This is a genomic window from Shouchella sp. JSM 1781072 (assembly GCF_041949915.1).
Lineage (GTDB): Bacteria > Bacillota > Bacilli > Bacillales > Bacillaceae_D > Shouchella.
Genome location: NZ_JBHFQE010000002.1, coordinates 320,088 through 335,114, shown reverse-complemented (window position 1 = coordinate 335,114; position 15,027 = coordinate 320,088). Strand labels below are relative to the sequence as shown.

General features: G+C 39.4%; 24 protein-coding genes. 18 read left to right on the top strand and 6 right to left on the bottom strand.

Annotated features, from left to right (window positions below; all coding sequences use genetic code 11):
- Positions 1 to 40 precede the first annotated feature (40 nt).
- From ACE1TH_RS11100 to ACE1TH_RS11035, 14 genes are all read left to right on the top strand, one after another.
- Positions 41 to 967 (top strand): aminoglycoside phosphotransferase family protein, encoded by a 927-nt coding sequence (locus ACE1TH_RS11100; protein WP_099302516.1) that lies wholly within the window; start codon positions 41 to 43, stop codon positions 965 to 967.
- Between the two features lie 133 nt (positions 968 to 1,100).
- The gene (locus ACE1TH_RS11095; RefSeq protein ID WP_099303437.1) at positions 1,101 to 1,562 is read left to right on the top strand and encodes an NUDIX domain-containing protein; all 462 of its coding nucleotides are present in this window, start codon (positions 1,101 to 1,103) and stop codon (positions 1,560 to 1,562) included.
- Between the two features lie 117 nt (positions 1,563 to 1,679).
- On the top strand, positions 1,680 to 2,063 hold the full coding sequence (locus tag ACE1TH_RS11090; RefSeq protein ID WP_099302514.1) for a hypothetical protein: 384 nt from the start codon (positions 1,680 to 1,682) through the stop codon (positions 2,061 to 2,063).
- Positions 2,064 to 2,102: 39 nt separating this feature from the next.
- Positions 2,103 to 2,408: a hypothetical protein gene (locus ACE1TH_RS11085; protein WP_255301203.1), complete on the top strand. Its 306-nt coding sequence runs from the start codon at positions 2,103 to 2,105 to the stop codon at positions 2,406 to 2,408.
- Positions 2,294 to 2,563 (top strand): GNAT family N-acetyltransferase, encoded by a 270-nt coding sequence (locus ACE1TH_RS11080; protein ID WP_375078974.1) that lies wholly within the window; start codon positions 2,294 to 2,296, stop codon positions 2,561 to 2,563. Before ACE1TH_RS11085 ends, ACE1TH_RS11080 begins: the two co-directional genes overlap by 115 nt.
- Before the next feature lie 8 nt (positions 2,564 to 2,571).
- On the top strand, positions 2,572 to 3,015 hold the full coding sequence (locus ACE1TH_RS11075) for a GNAT family N-acetyltransferase (RefSeq protein ID WP_375078973.1): 444 nt from the start codon (positions 2,572 to 2,574) through the stop codon (positions 3,013 to 3,015).
- A 9-nt stretch (positions 3,016 to 3,024) separates the two neighbouring features.
- Positions 3,025 to 3,495, top strand: coding sequence for a cytidine deaminase (locus ACE1TH_RS11070; protein ID WP_255224662.1), 471 nt, complete (start codon positions 3,025 to 3,027; stop codon positions 3,493 to 3,495).
- A 60-nt stretch (positions 3,496 to 3,555) separates the two neighbouring features.
- On the top strand, positions 3,556 to 4,029 hold the full coding sequence (locus tag ACE1TH_RS11065) for a GNAT family N-acetyltransferase (RefSeq protein ID WP_375078972.1): 474 nt from the start codon (positions 3,556 to 3,558) through the stop codon (positions 4,027 to 4,029).
- 12 nt (positions 4,030 to 4,041) lie between these two features.
- Complete coding sequence (locus tag ACE1TH_RS11060) at positions 4,042 to 4,893, top strand: alpha/beta fold hydrolase (protein WP_375078971.1); 852 nt, start codon at positions 4,042 to 4,044, stop codon at positions 4,891 to 4,893.
- 24 nt (positions 4,894 to 4,917) lie between these two features.
- The gene (locus tag ACE1TH_RS11055; protein ID WP_375078970.1) at positions 4,918 to 5,436 is read left to right on the top strand and encodes a DinB family protein; all 519 of its coding nucleotides are present in this window, start codon (positions 4,918 to 4,920) and stop codon (positions 5,434 to 5,436) included.
- Positions 5,437 to 5,440: 4 nt separating this feature from the next.
- Complete coding sequence (locus tag ACE1TH_RS11050; RefSeq protein WP_375078969.1) at positions 5,441 to 5,842, top strand: DUF3997 domain-containing protein; 402 nt, start codon at positions 5,441 to 5,443, stop codon at positions 5,840 to 5,842.
- 101 nt (positions 5,843 to 5,943) lie between these two features.
- The gene (locus ACE1TH_RS11045) at positions 5,944 to 6,435 is read left to right on the top strand and encodes a GNAT family N-acetyltransferase (RefSeq protein WP_099302500.1); all 492 of its coding nucleotides are present in this window, start codon (positions 5,944 to 5,946) and stop codon (positions 6,433 to 6,435) included.
- A gap of 57 nt (positions 6,436 to 6,492) precedes the next feature.
- On the top strand, positions 6,493 to 7,038 hold the full coding sequence (locus tag ACE1TH_RS11040; protein WP_099302498.1) for a nucleoside/nucleotide kinase family protein: 546 nt from the start codon (positions 6,493 to 6,495) through the stop codon (positions 7,036 to 7,038).
- 92 nt (positions 7,039 to 7,130) lie between these two features.
- The gene (locus tag ACE1TH_RS11035) at positions 7,131 to 7,760 is read left to right on the top strand and encodes a hypothetical protein (RefSeq protein WP_099302496.1); all 630 of its coding nucleotides are present in this window, start codon (positions 7,131 to 7,133) and stop codon (positions 7,758 to 7,760) included.
- Between the two features lie 79 nt (positions 7,761 to 7,839).
- Here ACE1TH_RS11035 and ACE1TH_RS11030 read toward each other — a convergent pair whose 3' ends face one another.
- The gene (locus tag ACE1TH_RS11030; RefSeq protein WP_176554359.1) at positions 7,840 to 8,007 is read right to left on the bottom strand and encodes a hypothetical protein; all 168 of its coding nucleotides are present in this window, start codon (positions 8,005 to 8,007) and stop codon (positions 7,840 to 7,842) included.
- Between the two features lie 228 nt (positions 8,008 to 8,235).
- Here ACE1TH_RS11030 and ACE1TH_RS11025 point away from each other — a divergent pair, with 228 nt between their 5' ends.
- Positions 8,236 to 9,525: an acyl-CoA thioesterase/bile acid-CoA:amino acid N-acyltransferase family protein gene (locus ACE1TH_RS11025; protein ID WP_375078968.1), complete on the top strand. Its 1,290-nt coding sequence runs from the start codon at positions 8,236 to 8,238 to the stop codon at positions 9,523 to 9,525.
- A gap of 72 nt (positions 9,526 to 9,597) precedes the next feature.
- Here ACE1TH_RS11025 and ACE1TH_RS11020 read toward each other — a convergent pair whose 3' ends face one another.
- From ACE1TH_RS11020 to ACE1TH_RS11005, 4 genes are read right to left on the bottom strand one after another with little or no spacing between them, the layout of a single operon-like run.
- The gene (locus tag ACE1TH_RS11020; protein ID WP_099302492.1) at positions 9,598 to 10,665 is read right to left on the bottom strand and encodes a sulfate/molybdate ABC transporter ATP-binding protein; all 1,068 of its coding nucleotides are present in this window, start codon (positions 10,663 to 10,665) and stop codon (positions 9,598 to 9,600) included.
- On the bottom strand, positions 10,662 to 11,480 hold the full coding sequence (gene cysW, locus ACE1TH_RS11015; protein WP_099302490.1) for a sulfate ABC transporter permease subunit CysW: 819 nt from the start codon (positions 11,478 to 11,480) through the stop codon (positions 10,662 to 10,664). The genes ACE1TH_RS11020 and cysW overlap by 4 nt, the downstream gene beginning before the upstream one ends.
- Complete coding sequence (cysT, locus tag ACE1TH_RS11010) at positions 11,481 to 12,308, bottom strand: sulfate ABC transporter permease subunit CysT (protein WP_099302488.1); 828 nt, start codon at positions 12,306 to 12,308, stop codon at positions 11,481 to 11,483.
- 16 nt (positions 12,309 to 12,324) lie between these two features.
- Complete coding sequence (locus ACE1TH_RS11005; protein ID WP_375078967.1) at positions 12,325 to 13,323, bottom strand: sulfate ABC transporter substrate-binding protein; 999 nt, start codon at positions 13,321 to 13,323, stop codon at positions 12,325 to 12,327.
- A gap of 244 nt (positions 13,324 to 13,567) precedes the next feature.
- Between ACE1TH_RS11005 and ACE1TH_RS11000 the strand changes: the two genes are divergently transcribed.
- From ACE1TH_RS11000 to ACE1TH_RS10990, 3 genes are read left to right on the top strand one after another with little or no spacing between them, the layout of a single operon-like run.
- A complete protein-coding gene (locus tag ACE1TH_RS11000; protein WP_375078966.1) occupies positions 13,568 to 14,083 on the top strand; it encodes a response regulator aspartate phosphatase in 516 nt (171 codons plus the stop codon).
- An 11-nt stretch (positions 14,084 to 14,094) separates the two neighbouring features.
- Positions 14,095 to 14,355, top strand: a complete 261-nt coding sequence (locus ACE1TH_RS10995) for a hypothetical protein (protein ID WP_375078965.1) — start codon at positions 14,095 to 14,097, stop codon at positions 14,353 to 14,355.
- A complete protein-coding gene (locus ACE1TH_RS10990; RefSeq protein WP_255224667.1) occupies positions 14,352 to 14,474 on the top strand; it encodes a hypothetical protein in 123 nt (40 codons plus the stop codon). The genes ACE1TH_RS10995 and ACE1TH_RS10990 overlap by 4 nt, the downstream gene beginning before the upstream one ends.
- A gap of 28 nt (positions 14,475 to 14,502) precedes the next feature.
- On the opposite strand, the gene ACE1TH_RS10985 is transcribed toward ACE1TH_RS10990, so the two are convergent.
- On the bottom strand, positions 14,503 to 15,012 hold the full coding sequence (locus tag ACE1TH_RS10985) for a GNAT family N-acetyltransferase (protein WP_099302482.1): 510 nt from the start codon (positions 15,010 to 15,012) through the stop codon (positions 14,503 to 14,505).
- Positions 15,013 to 15,027: the final 15 nt, after the last annotated feature.

Here is a 15,027-nt window from a genome sequence, read left to right as displayed (position 1 = left end):
TAAATTGTTACAATTGTAAAAATGTTATGGAGGTAAGAAGATGAATCGCTTACTTGACAAAATTCCTCTTATAAGTCGTTACTGTAAGAGTGTGGAAATGACTAAAGGTTACTCTTTAGATAAAAAATACTGCATCCATTTGCCAGAAGGAGAAAAGGTGCTCCTTCGAATCTTTCATAAAGAAGAGTACCATTCAAAGCAGGTGGAATATTCAACGCTAGAAAAGATGAAGGCCTGTGGTGTAGCTTGCGCAAAACCAATGGAAATGGGGGTAATTGAAGACCGAGGTTATATGGTCACCTCTTATATAGAGGGGCAGGATGCGGAAGAAGACATTCAGACGTACTCCCTTCAAGAACAATATGATCTTGGGTATAGGGCTGGAGAAGAGTTAAAGAGGATGCATCAAATACCTGCGCCAGCCCACATTTCTTCTTGGTATAAAAGAAAAGTCGATAAGCATAAGAATTACATCAATGCTTATCTAGCATGCGGGATTAAGATTACCCACGACGATAAGATTATGAGGTTTATTGATGATCACATTCACCTAATGAAGCAAAGACCTAATCTGTTTCAGCATGATGATTTTCATCTCGGAAACATAATTGTGAATAAAAGAGAATTTGCAGGTGTTGTTGATTTTAATCGATATGATTGGGGTGATCCGATTCATGAATTTCTTAAGGTGGGCATGTTTACCCGCCAAGTTAGCATCCCGTTTTCAAAAGGCCAAATAAAAGGATATTTTCAAAATCAAGAACCAGATGAAACGTTTTGGACATTATATGCCCTTTACTTAGCGATGTGTGTGTTCTCTACCGTTGTATGGACATTGCGAACAGTCCCAGACCATTTAAGTGACATGCTAGACAAGATCGATGTCGTGCTAGACGACCATAATTATTTTGCGAGCGCGAAACCTAAATGGTACGAATCCGTAGCTGATACGAGTCAGCTTAAATAAACGTATGTGGGAGGTGCTAGTATGAAGAAAAAATACGTTTTATACGTGTTAATCGCAGCGGCGGGAGTCATTGTCGGTGTCACGTTATCGAGGTTGGTTAATGGATAAAAAAATGTGGAGAGGAGAAGAGCTCATGAATGTGAGAAACGCAGCAAGAGCGGTGATCATAAAAGATGACAAGCTTTTGTTAACAAAAAATAAAGATGCTGAGGGGGTTTTTTATCTTTTTCCTGGTGGGGGACAAGAGCATGGTGAGACCTTGCATAAGGCATTGGTTCGAGAGTGCCTAGAAGAAATTGGGGCAGAAGTCGAAGTGAAAGAGCTTCTCCATATTCGAGAGTACATTGGAAAGAATCATGAGCATGCTTCTTTTGATTCCGGTGTGCATCAACTTGACTATTTCTTCATATGCCATCTAATCAAGCAAAGTCTCGATTCAGTCCCTATTCTCCCTGATTCTCATCAAGTGGGGATTGAGTGGCTCGATATAAAAGAACTTTCGCATTATCGTATCTATCCTAAAGAGTTAAAGGGACACCTTAAAAAATATAATCACCTTATTCCTTCACCTGTTTATTTAGGTGATGTCAATTAAGCTGTATAGATTTTTAGGTTAATTATCAATAAATAAAGAATAGTTATTTTATTAGTTATGTACTATGCTATGATGAACAAGTGACCTTTCCTATTATTTACATTCTGGAGGCGCACAATGGATCTTTTACTCCTATTAACCATTCTAGTAACACTATTATTTTTGTCTATCAGTGTTTTTCAGGTGTTTCTTGCGCTTGGCTTTCCGTTGGGGGAGTTCGCCATGGGCGGATTTTATAAAATTTTACCCTTAAAACTACGTATCGTCAGTATGTGTAACGCGATCATACTGTTAATGATGAACGTTCTATTTTTGCAATATACCGGTGTCATAAACGGGTTTGGCTTTCTTCCTGTGCCCATCTTTGTTTGGCTCATTACGGGATTTTTATTTCTAAATACTGTAGCAAATTACTTTTCTAAAAGTGATAAAGAGAAAAAAGTTATGACTCCTTTGTCTGCTTTAATGTGCGTGTGTTGCCTGCTCATTATTCTTTTATAATAAGCAAAAAATAGCAAGGAGGTAGGTGAGGAGATTTATATGAAATTAAAATATTTAGAATCGAATGTTTTTGAAGAGATGAAAGAATTGTTTCGAGATGTATTTTCAAGTGATCCTTGGTTTGATAAGTGGGATAATGAAGCACAATTAGATGCCTATTTAAAAGATTTAACGGATAACACGAATTCGCTTTCTCTTGCTTTATATGATGAACGACATGAACTAATTGGTTGTTCATTAGGCTATATGTTAATTGGTGGGAAGGAAGAGAGTACTTTATTAAGGAATTTTTTATCGCTAGAAACAAACAGAACCAAGGCGCGGGTCGCACTTTTTTGCATTTAGCCGATCGTTTTTTACAGGATCAAGACGTTGCATGTATCATTTTAGCTACCGAGAAACATGTTCCTGCGTTTCAGTTTTATCAAAATAACGGGTTTTCGGTTTTGAAAGACTCTGTGCATATGGTTAAAAGAGTTACACATAAAGAGAAAGGTTGAGGGATTCAATGGACATTAGACAGCCAAACGATGTAGAAATGGAAACAATCAGAGAACTGTCTCCACAATCGATCTTTGACGGGACCTTAGGTGCTGTTATGCCAACAAAAGAAAAAATCGATAATCTCATTACTCCGCTATTAGAAAGAGGAAGTTATTATTTAATTGCTGTTGAAGATACAACATTAATGGGGTGGGTTCTGGTTGGCACGAATAAAGATCAGTTTACTGAGTCTATAAACGGATTTATATATGAACTTTATGTGATCGAAGCGTATAGAGGAAAGGGGATTTCTAAGCGTTTAATGACTGCGGCTATCAATCAAGTAAGAGAAGAAGGATATGATGAAGTAGGCCTGAATGTATTCTCAGGAAATGATGATGCTATTCAGTTGTACGAAAAAATAGGTTTTAACGTAAAAACATTTTCAATGAGTTTGCCATTAAAATGAGAGACCAAAATGGTTGAGCGCAAAGAAGAAAGCAGGGACTTTATGGACAGCGAGAAAAAAATTGAATTGGCGATGTATCAAAAAGCAATTGCCTTTATCCCAGAGAGATACCCGAGCGGTTGGGGTGGTGTAGCCATTATACGAACCGACGATGGTCACTATTTTACGAGTGTTTCAATTGAAACAGCAAATGCAAGTGTGGATTTATGTATTGAGGTAGGCGCGATGTGTGATGCGCATAAATACAATAAGCGCGTGACCCATTGTATATGTGTTGTGCGTGATGATGAAACGAGTCCTTTTAAAGTGCTGTCTCCTTGTGGTGTGTGCCAAGAGAGGCTTCGATTTTGGGGAGAGGACGTCAAAGTCGGCGTGACCACGACAGACAATTTGTTAACTTTTGTCCGTTTAGAAGAACTACAGCCATACCATTGGACGAGAGCATACCCGGCAGAAGAAATCGAACACTACCAAAAATAGTTTCAACGTAGTTCTTCCCTTTTTAACGGGTCAAGTTCTATTAAGTAAGGGGGACGTACCATGGATTATGTATTCACTGTTATGACACAAGGGCAAGCAGAGAACATTGCCTCATCTTGGCATTATGAAGGAATCTATTCGTTTTATGATATGGAAGCTGATGAGGAAGATTTGGCTGCATTTTTGAACCCTCAAGAACGTGGAGATCATTACTATATGGTGAAAAAAAGAAAAGAGGAAGTCGGCTTTTTCTATTTCAATCATAAAGATGATGCTGTTGAGGTTGGATTAGGGATGAAACCAGAGCGGACTGGCGAAGGAGGGGGATTATCCTTTTTAAGAGCGGGAATGAATTTTGCAAGAATGAAGTATGAACCGAAAGAACTCAACCTCGCAGTTGCCACTTTTAATTCAAGAGCAATAAAAGTCTATCAACAAGCAGGATTTATACCCAATGGAACCTACATGCAAGAAACGAACGGAAGTCTGTTTGAATTTATGAAAATGAGCTATGCATGTGCTGGACACACATGAAGGAGAGCGGTCATGAAAACGACGAATCTTAAAATCAATGAATCTCACGTTCATTATTACGAGTGGGGGACGAACAAAAAAACATCAATGGTTTGTTTACACGGACTTGCGAATACAGGTGCTGTCTTTTCCGAATTAGCTGAATATCTAAAAGATGAGTATCATCTCATTTCGTTTGATAGTCCAGGTCATGGAAAAACAAGTTCTTTTAAAAAAGAAACAGATTATCTTTTTTCAAATCTTGCCGACTGGTATGACAATGTTTTTCAACAAATTGTACAAGAGCCTTTTTATATTTTAGGTCATTCTTGGGGAGCAGACATTGCATTACACTATGCAAAAAAATATCCTGAAAAGATAAAAGGCGTCATTTTGCTAGATGGTGGTTATACGTTTCCAGATTTTCAGGAAGACATGACTTTTGTGAAAGTGTATGATGCGTGGAATCATTATATGGATCATTCATCGACTTTTGACACTTGGACGGGTGTCGTTGAAGCGTACAAGCACTATACAGCGGAGTGGAATGAGGAAAAAGAACAAATGGTAAGAACGCTTTTTCATCAAAAAGAAACCTATCAACTCATTAGTTCAACGTTTACGGTATTATCCATTATTAAAGCTTTTTTCAAAGAAAGTTTTCAACGAACGTACCCGTACATACAGTCACCATTACTATTAATTTATGCAACGTTGCCAAAAGATTTAAATGAAGCGAGAAGTAAAGGGGTAAGAGAACTAAAGCAGCATATTGAAAACGTTACGATCGTTCCGATAGATGAAGCCGGCCATATGGTTCACTGGGATTCCCCAAAAAAAGTGGCAGATTCTATTAAACACTGGTCTAAGAAAAGTGATAGCTAGGATTCTATCATTGGAGGCAGATGAATGATTGATTATAGGATAAGGTCAGTTGAAAACTACACAGATAAAATAGGTGAACTTGTGAGCATGCTTGAACACGCTAGGCAAGTCACATTAAGTGAAATTTCTTCATTCGATCAATTTGAGTTAGACTACTTGCCTTCCCATCACGCAAATTCAATTGGCAGCCTTTTATTTCACATTGCTTCAATAGAATTTGTCCACCAGGTTATTTCTTTTGAGAAAAGGGATTTAACTTTAGAAGAAATCAAAAAATGGGGGATGGCATTATCCTTAGGTAGTAAGGCAAGGCAAGAAATAACGGGTCATTCACTCAACTATTATCTCGATACATTATCAGAGGTCAGGGGAGAAACGCTAGCTCTCCTCAAATCTAAAGACGATACATGGTTATTTGAAGAGCACAACTGGGACAACGGGGTTCCCTACAACAATTATTATTTATGGTTTCATGTTATGGAAGATGAGATGAATCATCGTGGACAAATTCGCGCATTGAAGAGGCAGTTAGGATATAGATGAAAACATGAAACGAACGATTCGTTATCTTTTCATTATGTTAGTTGGTTGTGCTGGATTAGGGAACAAATCTTACCTCTTACAAGATGGCTATTCTGTTATGTATATTTCTGCTTATAACGCAAAGCTGATTTATGATGAGACTGGAACAAATACGAGTGGAAGCACGGTCATACCAGAAATGGTTGTTCGAATCAATGAAAATGACCGCTATATCATTGCAGAGCAAGAGCTTTTAAAAAGAGGAAAACCGACTGGAGACTATACGTATTGGATCGAAGACAAATTAAATCGCACTATCGTTGGTCGTGCCTTAGACTTTGATGATTTTCAAAGCAAATTAAATGAGCTCTCAATAAATGATTTAGAGCTGTTAGACGTTAAAATTTTCCTGGTTTTAGAAGAATAGTAGAGATTGTAGCTTTCTTGAACGTTGTTTTGGCGATCTGGTTGAAAAGAAAAAGGAGCATTACACTTTCACTTCTCTGTAGCTAGTATGAAAGGAGAAAAATGATTGAACTGAAAAGAATAACTGAGGACAACATGGACCAAGTCATTGCACTTGAAGTTGGAGAAGGTCGACAATCCCTTATTGAAACGACGAACCTTAGGAGCATCGCAGACGCTTATGTTTTGAACGCAGATGGGATACCGGCCACGCCCTTTGCTATTTACGTAGATGAAGTAGTGGTCGGCTTTTTAATGTATACATATGATACGACAGACCATGAATCTTTTCAAAATGAAGTTTATTTCGGGGAGAAGGTTTACTTTCTTTATCATTTCATGATTGGAAAACGTTATCAAGAAAAAGGGTACGGTAAGCTTGCAGTCGAAAAAACATTGGCTAAAATTAAACAGATGCCCTTGGGAGAAGCAAAGTATATAGACCTTTTCTATCATAGAAAGAATCTTGTAGCAAAAAAAATATATGCTTCGCTTGGTTTTGTCGATTCAGGCATCATTCAGGGAGATTCGGTACATGCGAGCAAAAAGCTATAGGAAGAAGCATACATATGATTAGTGATTGCAACTAGAAACATCCATTGGAGGTTTTTTATGAATAAAGATAAGGAACCAATGGTCATTTCAATCTCTGCTGTATCTGGTGGTGGCAAAACAACAATAACGGAACTGCTAAATAAAACTTTGCAAAGATCAAAGGCTTTATTTTTTGATGATTATAATTTTGATGGTCCAACTGATATTGTTAAATGGATAAATAGAGGGGCAAACCCTAACGAATGGGATCTAACGCCTTTTATTGAGGATTTGCAAGCTTTATCAAAAGAGTTTTTAGATTACGTTATTATTGACTTTCCTTTTTCTTATACACATTCTCAAATAAATTATCTCATTAATATTTCAGTATTTATTGATACTCCATTAGACATTGCTATGGTACGTAGAGTAATTAGAGATCATTCTGATAGCTCAACTGAAATCATTCTATCAGATATGGAGAATTATCTTTTACGAGGTAGAAGTGGTTATGTACATATGCTTAATACCATTAAACCTAACGTTGACTTGGTTGTTGATGGTACTTTGGACAAAGTAGAGATTATTAATGTTATACGAAGGGACCTCTCTATAAGTTTGTAAGGAATATGTGAATTTCTGTTGGAAGTTTTAAGAAGCCTGTAATGTTTAATAGTAGTTTAGTGCCACATCTTTGTCCAATTATGGAGGGGTCTATGAACAACATTTGCGGAATTATTTTGGAAGGATATTCGCATACAGGGAAAACATCTATTTTAAAAGCATTAAAGCAGGTTCAAGCTAAGCACAACAATGAGAGAAGTGTCATTGTTTTAAGTGAGCATTATACACAAGTGTTACATAGAACAAGTGGAGGACTACGAAAATTGACGCAAGCAGAACATCTAAGACTATTAAAAGAAAGAGTGAGTATGTTACAAAGCTTTAATACATGGGCAAAGAAAACCGGACAACCAGAAAAAAACTCTAATAAACTATTTTTTATATTAGAAAGATTTCATTTAAATCATAGAGTGTCATTCTCGGACTCTTTAACGGAAGAGATTTCTTCACTGGAGAATGATTTGTTAACTATTAATGCAAAATGTGTGTTATTAACGGTATCAGCAGATATTGGTGAAAGAATCATGAGTAGAAATAAAAGTGAGTGGGTGGGAGACAAGAAAAAAGATTTAAAGCTAGAAAGTGAAAGGTTGTTAGAGCGGCAGAAGGAATATCGAATACAGGCAGAACGATCAAGTGTACCAACTATCGAGTTGAATACTGATGGCAAAGAGTGGCTTTCTTATGCAGAACAGATGTACAACTTAAACGAAAAGACATAGCGTTTAAAGAATGATTAATTAGAAAAAAGACCTCATTGTGGAAAGAGGACTAATTTTGATCTAACGCTTAAAAAAATTGTTAGAAAGGAACGTTTACTTGCCCTTGTGGCTGTACGTTAGTTGAATCTGAGAAAGGCACAGTAACTTGCCCTTGGCTTTCAACAGTTAAAGTTGAATTGGAAACGAGTATGCCTACTGCTAATGCAACTGAAGGGATTAAGAAAGCTAATTTTGTGTGCTTTTTCATATAACTGCCTCCTAGGGTTCAATTTCTAGTTCATATTAATTTACTCTCTTAATTATCTCATAATTTATTCCATATTTGTGGATTTAAAGAATTTTCCCAACCTAAGTTAACAACTAGCCAAAATGTGTACGAGAACCTATTAGTATCAATGTACACTCTAAATCATATTGAATCTTTTCTCCTTATATTGCGTATGGGAGAGAAATGAAAGGTTTTTAGGAGGTCTACATGAGTCAGTTAACTACAAAGATACAAATCCACGTAAAAGAAAAAGCGAGTTTACTAGAACCCTTATCTGTAAAAATTGAGACTGGGGAACCTAAAACCGCGTTTAGGATGACGTTGGAAACAAAAGATGACAAAGGCAATGTTTTCATATCAAAAGCTGTGTTTGAAAGCGATGAGAATGGATGGATTGATGTAGCTACGTGTAAACCCGTTAGTGGCGACTATGAATCAGTTGATCATTTGGGGATGATTTGGTCGATGAGTGTAGGCAAGAAAAATCGAATGTTCGTAAAACATTCGGCTGAGGCGATCATATTTGATATGAATCTATATAACTCTAACGGCGATCTTTTAGCAAATAAGTCGTTTGAAAGAACGTTCCTAGAGAAATCTATCATAAAAGAAGCGTTGCAAGATGATGTTGTTGGCTCGTTATTTTATCCAGAAGATCAAACGGATTTACCAGCAATTATTATCGTAGGCGGTTCGGATGGTGCTGTGCATGAATCGGCAGCTGCATTATTAGCTTCAGAAGGGTATGCCGTTCTTGCGTTAGCGTACTTTGGAAAAGAAGGATTGCCTAAAGGAATTGAACATATTCCGCTCGAGTATGTAGATCATGCATTTTCTTTATTGGAGAGTCGCATGAATGTTAATCAGGATAAGCTTGCCATCATTGGTCACTCAAGAGGTGCAGAACTTGCGCTTCTATACGCATCGAATCATACGAAAGTAAAAGCGGTGATTGCATCTGGAGCAAGCTCCGTTATCTTTTCTGGAATGATCAACTTTCAACCTACAAAAAAATCTGCGTGGACCTATAAACAGGTTCCTTATGAATTCTATGCTGTAGAAAGAGAGTTTAAAGATACGGTGTCCTTTTTCCGGCATTTACTTTTGCGAAAACCATACTCGGGTATCGAAACGATGAAAGCGAGTCTACAGGATAACGAAAGATTGGCGTTGTATTCCATCCCTGTCCAGAACATTCAAGCTCCGATCATGCTATTTGCTGGAACAGATGATCATGTACAGCCAGCTGAGCTTTTTCTGAATCGAATGAAAGCAGACTTACATAATCATGCGTACAGCGAGGATAATCAATTTATTCTTCATTCTGGTGCTGGACATTTTGCTGCATTTCCGAGCAGTTTGCCTAACCTACCGCAAACAGTAGAAGAGAGTAACGCGCTCATGACCTTGACATTCGGAGGAACGAAAAAAATAAATGCGGATGTTGCGCATCAATCGTGGGACGAGACGGTCACTTTTCTACATACACACCTCTAAAAATCACTAGCTTTTTTACTGAGGAAGCTGGAGAACCTATACACTCCGTATAGGTTCTTTTGCTTCGCGATTCTAAATTACATAGTCGTCAACATGGAAGACGCCAATTTTTTCTGGACGAATATAGGCGGTGTCGCCAACTTGTAAATGGAGATCGGCTAGATGTTTTTTTGGTTGTTGGATATCAATCATTTCGTTTTGTTCTTCGTGTTTCACTTCAATGAACACGATGGGGCCAACTGGATGAATGGATTGAACAATGACTTTTAAGTCGGCTTTTCCTTCGTATGTTGTGGAGATGGCAATCTCGTGTGGACGAGCAAACCCGACTGCTTGCGATTCTTCTAGTGTTGAGGCGGTTTGCCAGTCAGCTCCGTGTATGTGTAGTGTTCCTGCTTTCGCTTGGCCTGAGAAACGGTTGGCGTTGCCTAGAAACTCGTACACGAACGGTGTTTGTGGTTCTTCATAGACATGAGTGGGTGTGCCAATTTGTTCAATTGCGCCATTCCGCATAACGACGACCTTGTCTGCAACATCAAGTGCTTCTTCTTGGTCGTGGGTAACAAAAACGGTTGTGATGCCAGTTTGTTTGTGGAGCGTGCGCAACCAGCGTCTAAGTTCTTTTCGTACTTGCGCATCGAGTGCGCCAAAAGGTTCATCGAGCAAGAGGACATCTGGGTTAATAGCTAGGGCTCTTGCCAAGGCAACACGCTGACGCTGACCGCCAGAAAGTTCAGCAGGAAAACGATTCCCGAGTCCGTCTAATTTTACGAGCGTTAGCAGTTCCTGCACACGAGCAGCAATCGCTTGTTTTGATGGGCGCTCGCGCCGTTTTAACACATTAAGTCCATATGCGATGTTTGTGGCGACGGTCATGTGAGCAAACAATGCGTAATGTTGAAAAACAAAGCCAACTTTTCGTTCTCGAGGGGAACGGTTTGTCACGTTTTTTCCGTTTATATGAATCTCACCTTGATTTGCTGTTTCAAGTCCAGCAATCATCCGTAATAAAGTGGTTTTTCCAGAACCGGATGGACCTAGTAATGCGAATAACTCGCCTTGTTCAACTTCTAAATCTATGTTGTGTAAAACAGGTGTTGTGCCAAATGCTTTATGGATGCCTGTCATTTTTATCGTCATTTCGTCTTCACCTTTCCTTGTCGAGATTCAACCCATTGCTTCACAAAAATGGTGACGATGGCAAAGAGGGACATCAACGCTGCGATGGCAAAAGATGCGGTAAATTGATATTCGTTGTAGAGAATTTCCACATGCAATGGCATCGTATTCGTACTCCCGCGAATTTTTCCAGACACAACGGATACAGCGCCAAACTCACCAATGGTGCGAGCTGTACAGAGAATCACACCGTAAAGCAGGCCCCACTTTATAGACGGCAGTGTGACGCGAAGGAACGTTTGCCATCCATTTGCTCCAAGTGTAATAGAGGCTTCTTCTGCTTCTGAACCTTGTGCTTCCATAAGTGGAATCAGTTCACGAACAACAAAAGGTAAGGTGACAAACATCGTTGCAAGCACAATTCCAGGTAGAGCAAAAATGATTTGAAACCCATTTGCTACGAGCCATTCTCCGAAAAAACCGTACACCCCGTACAAGAGAATAAAGAGTAGCCCTGCGATAACTGGAGACACAGCGAACGGAATTTCAATAAGGGTAATTAGAAGTTGTCTGCCTCTAAACTGGAATTTCGTTAATGCCCATGCGGCGGCTAAGCCGAAAAGTGTATGAAGCGGAACCGTAATCACAACAACAAGAAGGGTTAGCTGTATAGCTGATAACGCATCTGGCTCGGTGATCGATGCCACAAACACTTGAAACCCTTGGGCAAAAGCGCCTGAAAAAATAATGACGAGCGGCAAAAAAAGAAACAGTAGTAAGAACAAAAACGCAATGCTAATCAATACGTAGCTCAACCATGTTTTTTCAGAACGCATTTAGGACAACCTCCTTTGACCTAATTTTCTCGATAAGAGCCACTGTAGGGCGTTGACTGCTAGGAGCAATGCAAAGGAGAGGACAAGCATCACGACAGCGATTGCCGTTGCGCCACCGTAATCAAATTGTTCAAGCTTTGTCATTATGAGAAGAGGAACAATCTCTGTTTGCATCGGCATGTTTCCTGCGATAAATACGACTGAACCGTATTCCCCGAGTGCCCGCGCAAACGCCAGCGTCATTCCCGCGAGTAGCGCTGGGACAAGCAAAGGGAAAATGACGGTTCGAAACGTTTGAAAAGGTGTGGCGCCCAGTAATGCAGATGCTTCTTCCGTTTCTTGATCAATGGTTTTTAAAACAGGTTCGACCATCCGAACAACGAAAGGCAGTCCGATAAACGTAAGCGCTATTGTGACGCCAAGTGGTGTAAACGCTACTTGAATGCCGAGTGGCGCAAGCAAAGAACCAATCCAGCCACTTTCTGTATAAAGACTCGTTAAGGCAATCCCAGCGACTGCAGTTGGTAAGGCGAAAGGTAAGTCAATTAAACCATCCATCAATCGTTTACCAGGGAAGGTATAGCGAACCATGACCCACGCAATTAACACGCCGAACACACCATTAATGAGTGCCGCAATAAACGATGCCGTGAAGCTTAATCGGAACGCGGCAAAAACTCTTGGATCATTAAGGGCATTCCAAAACGTATCCCAGCCGTTGTAAACCGTAAAGACAACAAGTGCTGCGAGAGGAATAAAGACAATAAAGCTCATATAAAGCATGGTGAATCCTAGGCTAATGCCGAAGCCTGGTAATATTCGTTTCATAATCGACTCCTACTTGTTAAGGTTGGTAGATTTCGTCAAAGATGCCGCCGTCTGCAAAGTGTTTTTCTTGTGCTTCTTGCCAAGAGCCAAATTTTTCGTCGATGGTGAACAAATCGAGTTCAGGGAATGATTCGCTATATTCAGCTAGAACATTTTCATTTCTAGGTCGATAATAGTGCTCAGCAATCAAGCGCTGTCCTTCATCGGTATATAAAAATTCTAAATAGGCTTCGGCGACGTCACGGGTTCCTTTTCGATCAACTACTTTGTCAACAATCGCGACAGGTGGTTCGGTTAAAATGGACATAGAAGGTGTTACAATATCAAACTCATCTTCGCCTAATTCATTTGCAGCAAGAATCGCTTCGTTTTCCCAAGCAAGTAAGACGTCACCAATACCACGCTCTACAAATGAGGTCGTTGCTCCCCTGGCACCGGAATCGAGTGCAACTACATTTTGATAAATGTCGCTGACAAATGTTTGTGCTTCCTCTTCCGAACCGTATGCTTCTTTTGCATAGCCCCAAGCTGCTAAGTAATTCCAGCGAGCACCACCAGATGTTTTCGGATTCGGTGTAACGACCTCAACATCTTCACGAATTAAATCATCCCAGTCTTGAATGTCTTTCGGGTTTCCTTTTCGGACCAAGAAATTAATCGTCGACGTATATGGAGCAGAGTTCTCTTCAAATTGAGATTGCCAGTCTGCATCTAGAAGTTCCCGTTCTTGTAATACATCAATATCGTAAGCGAGCGCTAATGTCACCACGTCCGCTTCTAGTCCATCCAAGACAGAGCGGGCTTGACTGCCAGATCCTCCATGAGAAGCATTGATTTTAATCGTTTCGCCTGTTTCCTCTTCCCAATAATCAATAAATGCATCATCCACATCCGCATATAGTTCACGAGTTGGATCATACGAAACGTTTAATAGTTCTACAGAATCACCAGAACTGGACGTGTTACAAGCGGAAAGAACACCAATTGCTAGGATAGGGAACGCGATTTTTTTCATTTCAACACTCCTTTTTGTGTATCCCTATATATTTAGTAGGGATTAAGATTAAAAAAATATATGTAAGAATTGTGTTTTATATTATTCTTATAATTCCGATCTGTCAATAAGTTTTTTCTATAGACATCAAATGGACGTTTCCCAAGTTCTTTGACTGTATTGGGAAATATCATCATATCGACAATTTTTCCCATTTATGTGGTATGTTTAATAAAACAAGTAAATAACGAGAAGGGGTGATTGAATGCAAGTGAAGATACCATCCGAAGCAGTCGGTGCCAAGATTGTTGAGTGGTATAGTTGTCTTGTTTCACGTTCGTATGACCAAGCTATGTTGTTAAGGGATGAAACAAAAACAATGATTCGTCAAATGGAGAAGAATGACAAGATATTGGCATATTTTTCACTCGTTGACTATAGACACAGTATGCTTATGAACAGCTATGATAAAAATACACTAGACGAAGAGTTGTTGGAGGAACATGAAGAGATCACGCAAATTGATAATATGCTCAAGTATTTTTATTATTTTATTAGTGGTCAATCTGAGTATGTGCATGAACGGTATCGTTCGGCTGTAAAACTTTTTGAAAGAGCAGGTAGATTGCTGGAGCATGTGAATGATGAGGCGGAGGAAGCTGAGTTCTATCAATATACGGGATATGTCTATTACCGCTTAAATCAATACTTAATCGCTTCTTCTTATATGGAGAAAGCATCTGTTATTTATCAGCGACTTCAGTATACTGAATCCAGATAGCAGAAGCGGAAATGACCTACTACCAAAATAAAGAATATCTGGCGCGATGTTTAGCGACAAAAGGCTTGCATATTAAAAATGATTATCAGCTAGTGGATAAAGCAATTGAACGATTAACAAAACTCGGTTTAGATTTTGAGATTGCAGAAGTAGCAGAAGACGCTTCAGGTTACGCTGAAAAAGAAGGAAATGATTCGTTGGCGTTGAAGTATATGAAAGTTGCTCATAGAGCTCGTTTGTACCAAAATGCGATAGGAGAGGATAGTAAATGATTAAAAAATTTGTTCTTATAACAATGTTAGCTGTTGCACTAACGGTAGGATCATCTGGAAGTCTCACCGCAGATGATGCAGATCTATTTCAAACGCGTGATAAAGCAGAAATGACGTAAAGAAGATGCTGGCATGCATCTTCTTTTTTCACCCTCTCGCCATGCTATACACGAGAATCTCTTTTCCCCATGTAAGTATCCGTTTTTCTTGCTCCATTCCTACACGTTTAGCAACACGAATGGAAGGGTAGTTATGTGGAGCGATTAAGGAAATAACCCGCTTGCAGTCCAATCGAGAAAAAGCGAAATCCCGACAAGCGGAAGCGGCCTCCGTCGCATAGCCATTTCCCCAAAAATCTCTTACGAACAAATAGCCAATTTCAAGCTCGTCTTTTCCTTCAATAACTTGGGGAACAAGACCACATTGTCCAAAAAAAGTACCGGTTCGTTTATCTTCTACAATCCATAAACCCGCCCCTTGAGTGTCATAAAGGTCAAGTTGCCAATTGATCCATTTCATCGTTTCTGCTTCATTCTTCGTTTTAGGGTAATGGGCCATTGCTTCGGGGTCGGAAAAAATCTTTAATAAATGCTCTACATCATGATGGGTCATAGCCCGTAGTGCTAAACGATCTGTTTCCATGATGGTTTCATTCATTTTGGTCGCCTCCTT